Source organism: uncultured Microscilla sp., from assembly GCF_947493425.1.
Lineage (GTDB): Bacteria > Bacteroidota > Bacteroidia > Cytophagales > Microscillaceae > Microscilla.
The window spans coordinates 1-5,589 of sequence record NZ_CANLRP010000290.1; the positions used below are offsets into that span (position 1 = coordinate 1).

4 protein-coding genes are annotated in these 5,589 nt (G+C 40.9%); 1 reads left to right on the forward strand and 3 read right to left on the reverse strand.

Annotated features, from left to right (window positions below):
• Positions 1-69: 69 nt before the first annotated feature.
• Positions 70-303: a hypothetical protein gene (locus tag Q0954_RS32540; protein ID WP_299465744.1), complete on the reverse strand. Its 234-nt coding sequence runs from the start codon at positions 301-303 to the stop codon at positions 70-72.
• Between the two features lie 212 nt (positions 304-515).
• Positions 516-911 (reverse strand): hypothetical protein, encoded by a 396-nt coding sequence (locus tag Q0954_RS32545; RefSeq protein WP_299465747.1) that lies wholly within the window; start codon positions 909-911, stop codon positions 516-518.
• Positions 912-1,307: 396 nt separating this feature from the next.
• On the opposite strand from Q0954_RS32545, the gene Q0954_RS32550 reads away from it, so the two are divergent.
• Positions 1,308-2,372 (forward strand): hypothetical protein, encoded by a 1,065-nt coding sequence (locus Q0954_RS32550; RefSeq protein WP_299465750.1) that lies wholly within the window; start codon positions 1,308-1,310, stop codon positions 2,370-2,372.
• Between the two features lie 21 nt (positions 2,373-2,393).
• On the opposite strand, the gene Q0954_RS32555 is transcribed toward Q0954_RS32550, so the two are convergent.
• Entirely contained in the window at positions 2,394-5,234 is a 2,841-nt protein-coding gene (locus Q0954_RS32555; RefSeq protein ID WP_299465753.1) for a PAS domain-containing protein, read from the reverse strand.
• Positions 5,235-5,589 lie beyond the last annotated feature (355 nt).

The window sequence follows — 5,589 nt, forward strand, 5'->3', positions numbered from 1 at the left end:
ATGAAAGACAGATTAAATCACTAAAATTAGCCTGACGGCTATGGTGAAGACACAAGCAACGGCTTACAGCTAATGTCTTATCAACCATTCTTCAGCTTGGGTAATCTTGTTAAAAGTAGGATACTCAAAGGTTTGAGAAGCCTTGCCTTGTACATTTTTGGCGGCATACTTGGCAAATGCATCATTATTCAACAACAAAGCTCCATGGGTTAGTCCATTTTTTACCAATATGGGGTAATACTCCTTTACCGCCCATTCTTGCATAGAAGGAGTGGTGCCTTTAAACTCGCGGAAGTCATTCAATACTTTATGAATCCTTAAACTTATAAAAACTCTGCTGGCGCACGTCGTCCTCGCGTGTGCCATCGTAGAATTTGCTTGGCTGGGCACGCGCGAGGACGCAGCGCGCCATCTTCAAACATTGATTAAAACATCAATATCTGGCAATGAAAGACAGATTAAATCACTAAAATTAGCCTGACGGCTATGGTGAAGACACAAGCAACGGCTTACAGCTAATGTCTTATCAACCATTCTTCAGCCTGGGTAATCTTGTTAAAAGTAGGATACTCAAAGGTTTGAGAAGCCTTGCTTTGTACATTTTTGGCGGCATACTTGGCAAATGCATCATTATTCAACAACAAAGCTCCATGGGTTAGTCCATTTTTTACCAATATGGGGTAATACTCCTTTACCGCCCATTCTTGCATAGAAGGAGTAGTGCCTTTAAACTCGCGGAAGTCATTCAATACTTTATGAATCCTTAAACTTATAAAAAACTCTCTTGCTTTCAGCAAAACGCGCTTAAAGTCTTCTTCTTTCATAAAGCCCCTGATTTGTAGGCACATATATTGGGCTTGCGAGTTATAAGAGATGGTGGCAGAGGCCGACTCAAAATAGGTGTTTATCATAACTGTGTGTATTAATCTATATATTGCTATTACGCACAGTTTGACCTAAATATCTACCTTTTCGATCAATGACGTATTTTGCATGACCAAATACTTATTTGATAAAATATACTGTGAACAGGATAAAAAACCGTTTTTAGGTTCCAATCTTTGTACCGCATCGCATGCTTGCAGAACGGGGCAACCATTTTAGCCATTAAGCGAAGCGTAACAATGAGCGGAGAGCTTGAATACCGATGTATATCGGTACGACAACCATTAGAATAACCAGGTTTTGGTTAACCATGCCGTTCCAAGTATACAACTGATGTTAAACCTAAAAATGCCTGAGTTTATTAGCCAATATTTTGTAACTTAGAAGCTTACAACTTACATAACACCAAGCTTTAACTTTCAATGTCTTCTATAAAAATCAGGTATTCTAAAATATTTTTTGGCGTTGCCTCTATCTTATCAATGATTATTTTATTTGTGTTACCGGGCTGCAAACAAAAAAAAGACAAGTCGACTTCATCGCAACCCAATCAAGGTAAAGTGGCAACGCCTGCCAAAGCAAACCCTGCTTTGGACACACCCACCCAAACACGTATACCTTACCCTCAAAAAGCACCTTCCGGACAGTTTTTTTACCTGACAAAAAACTACACCAAAGCTGCACTTGATCAAGTAAAAAAGAAGGAGTTAGACAGTTGGCACAAAGAAATTAGTCAAGAGTTTGGGCTTACCTTTAAAACCAAATACACCCAAAAGTATTTCAACATTGCCTACCGTTGCTCTCAAGAGCAAGTAGACTTTTTATTGTATAACCTCAAAATGTTTTTTGAGCCTACCTACCCCAAATACTTCAGGTATGAACCCTCTTATCCTTTTAAGATTGTGTACTTTGGTACCAAAAAAGAGTACAGCCGTTACACAGGCTCTGAGGCTTATGGGTTTTATTTGCCTAAAACCAAAACATTGTATACCTACGCCAATTCTGGCGAAGGCACCCTATGGCACGAATTGGTGCATGCTTTTGTAGATGCTAACACCCACCACCAGGTGCAACAATGGTTTAGCGAAGGGTTTGCGTCATTTTATGAAATGGCTGCCGTGTATGGCAACAAGTTTCACGAGGGCTACACCAATTGGCGTCATCCTACGCTCAAGAAAAAAATCAGAAAAAAAGAGTTTTTACCATTGACCGACTTTATGCAAGAAAAGTATATGTCGGAAGGGCATGGGTATGCCAAAGCGCGTTTTTTGTTTTGTTACCTATGGATACACCACAAAATGCCCGATTTTGTCAATGCTTACTTATATGAGCTTGCGCCCAAATATAAGGGCAAGGAGTTGGGCAAACAAGCCATTAAAACCCTGGAAAAAATGCTAGGAAAAGACCTTACTGCCATTGAGCAAGATTATAAAAAACGGGCGCTTACTTATGGTAAAATGAGTAGGCTAAAAAAAATTAAAAAGTAATTTCGCCCTGCCCACAATGCGTTAAACCAAGGGCACTCTAAACCCCACTACCAACACATCGTCGAGTTGTTCGCAAGCATTGCCCCGCCAGTCATTAAATGTCTGGTCTAATGCCTGTTGCTGTTCGCTCATGGGCTTATCATGAATATTTTCGAAAGTTTCGTATAAACGCTTACGCATAAATTTACGTCCACGCCTCCCTCCCATCTGGTCTTGGTAACCATCTGAAAACATATAAAAAGTTTGCTTAGGACTACTAATGTGCACGGTATGGTTCGTAAACGACTCAAAACCAACCCGTTGATAACCTCCTATGCTAGAGCGATCACCTTTTGCTTGTTGTAATTCGCCGTTGTGCAAATACACTAACGGGTTTTTAGCTCCGGCAAATTCAATCTGTTGACGTTGTTTATCAATGACACACAGCGCCATGTCCATTCCATCTTGGTTGTCGAGTTCGTCTTGTTGAAGCGCTACCCTGACTTTAGCATTGAGTTCATTGAGTATGGCATTGGGGGCAATAATTCGCTGTTCGTCGACAATATCGTGTAACAACTGGTTGCCAATCATACTCATAAATGCCCCTGGCACCCCGTGTCCGGTACAATCTACTGCTGCAATCACTACCTTGTTTTCCAATGTAGAAAACCAATAAAAATCACCACTTACAATGTCGCGGGGTTTATACAAAATAAACAGTTCGGGCAAGTCTGCTTTTATTGTATTTATTTGGGGCAGGGTAGCTTCCTGTATTTTTACTGCATACTCTATACTATCAGTAATGCTCTTGTTTTTGTCAGCAATCAACTCATTTTGAGTAACCAGTTCTTCATTCATTTCTTTTACCCGGTTCCGTTCGTTTTCCAGCTCCAGGGTGCGCGCTTTTACTTTGTCTTCCAGGTGTGCCTGATAAGACCTCAGGTCTTCCTCCAGTTTCTTTTTGTGGGTAATGTCAAATCTAATGGCCAGGTACATATAAGGTTTACCCAAGTCGTTCAAAAAAGGTACAATGGTAGTATCTACCCAATAAAAAGAGCCATCCTTTGCCCGGTTTTTAAACTCATTTCTCCATTCCTTGCCATTGGCTATAGTCACCCACATCTCACGGATAAATTCAGGGGGGTGTTCCCCCGAATTAAGCAAGCGATGGTCTTGCCCCATGAGCTCTTCCCGACGGTATTGCGATATTTCACAAAACTTATCATTTACGTAAGTAATGTCGCCTTTCACGTCGGTCATTGCTACAATGGCGGCAGCATCTAAGGCAAATTTATAATCGTTGAGTTCCAACACTTGCTGTTTGAGTTGGGTTTCAAAATTTTTCTGAAGGGTAATGTCAAACCGTACCGCCATATACATATAAGGCTTGTTTTTTTCATCCAAAAAAGGCATAATGGTAGCATTTACCCAGTAAAAAGAGCCATCTTTTGCCCGATTTTTAAGCTCTCCGTTCCATACCTCTCCCCGACTAATGGTTTGCCAAAGGTTTTGGTACAGCGTAGATGGGTGCACATCAGACTTTAGTAGGCGGTGGTTTTGTCCCATTAACTCTTCCCGGCTATACTGCGATATTTCACAAAACTTGTCATTTACATAAGTAATGTCGCCCTGCATATCGGTGGTAGCTACTATAGCGGCACTATCAAGTATTTTACGGTAACTTTCCAGCAGTCCCTTGGCACGCTTAAGGTGTGAAATGTCCTGGGTAATTCCTATAGCTTTGACAGGCTGCTGCTTTTCGTCATAAATGACCTCTGCCTCAGAATGCAAAAAATGCCATTTATCAGAGTTGGGCGGTGTAATACGGTATTCAAGCTTATAAGGGGCGTGGTGCTCTACCAGATGTTTTACCTTGCTCAGCACTTTAGGAGCGTCTTTGGGGTGTACTTGTTGCTTTAGGGCGTCTATGGTAACCTTGAAGCTATTGGGCAAACCATAAATTTTATACATCTGTTCGTCCCAGTGTATTTTCTGAGTTTTCAAGTCAATTTCCCAGCTTCCCATCTGAGCTATTTTCTGAGCTTTTACAAAGCTTTGGTTGATTTCACTCAACTGGGCGTTATTCTTTTTTTGTTGCTTGATAAAAACATGTAACCCTGATGCCATTCTATTGAAAGAGCGAAACAGCTGGGCCATTTCTTTATTGGCTTTAGCCGGCACAGGTAAATTACCCCACCTTTTGGCATAAACTCCTTTAGCCAATTGTTTTGAGACGTCATTTAGCTCTAGTAAAGCCTCAATGATGGAATGCCTGACATAGCGAGATACCCAAAATATGCCTATGCCAAGGCAAAAAAGACTGCCCAATACTACCAGGCCTATAGTAACAGAGCTGAATTGAGCGTGCCGAAAAATTTGTTGGTTTTGTTGTTGTATGGCAGGTTGTACACGGCTATTAATCATTTGATGCAATGCTTGTTGCTGTTGATTGAGCCTTAAAACCCATCTTTTTGCTTCAGCTTGCGACAAAGAGTCGGCTACTGGTTTTGACAAAATAGTATCGACAAGCCCCACAAAACCCTGACATACCTGTATAAAGTTATTTTGATGATTTATAGTATTATTTTTGGCGGCAAACTGTTGAAACCTAGCCAGTTGATCAGCCATGTCTTTCCGAATATTGAGGGCACTATCGCCATACGACGCTTGTTGAAAGTAAATGCGCATTTTTACGGCATCAGACATTTTGAAGGAGAGCACATCTATTTTAAAAACAGCATCTTCGAGCGGCTCTGCCACATTTACCAACTGTTTTACATCTTGTCGCAGCTGCATGCTTTGCCAATAAACAATGCTACCTGCAATCATCAACGCTATAGCCATTCCCCCAAAACTCAGCCTGAAAAACTTATTTATTCCCATTTTTGATAACTCTAAAAAAGATGTGTTCTATGGTTATATTTCAAACGCAGTAATTCACCCAAAAAGGTCAAACTGCAAGGTTGTCAAATGCTTGTTTCCCCCCCCTTCAAACAACACTATTTTGTGTAACAAAAGCCCGCGAAAAATCGAGCAACACCCCTTCAACAAAGTCAGTGTTTTATTTGTTGGGCAATCACAAGGTTTTATTTTTTATTAGGTAGGCTAGTCAATAGTCCATAGTATTTAGTCCGTAGTCCATAGCTGATTCGAGTAAATGTTTACCTTATTAAGCCCTGTAAAGTCGAGTAGGTAAGGGGATTTTCACCCCGAACCTCTCACAGAACCGTGCGTGATA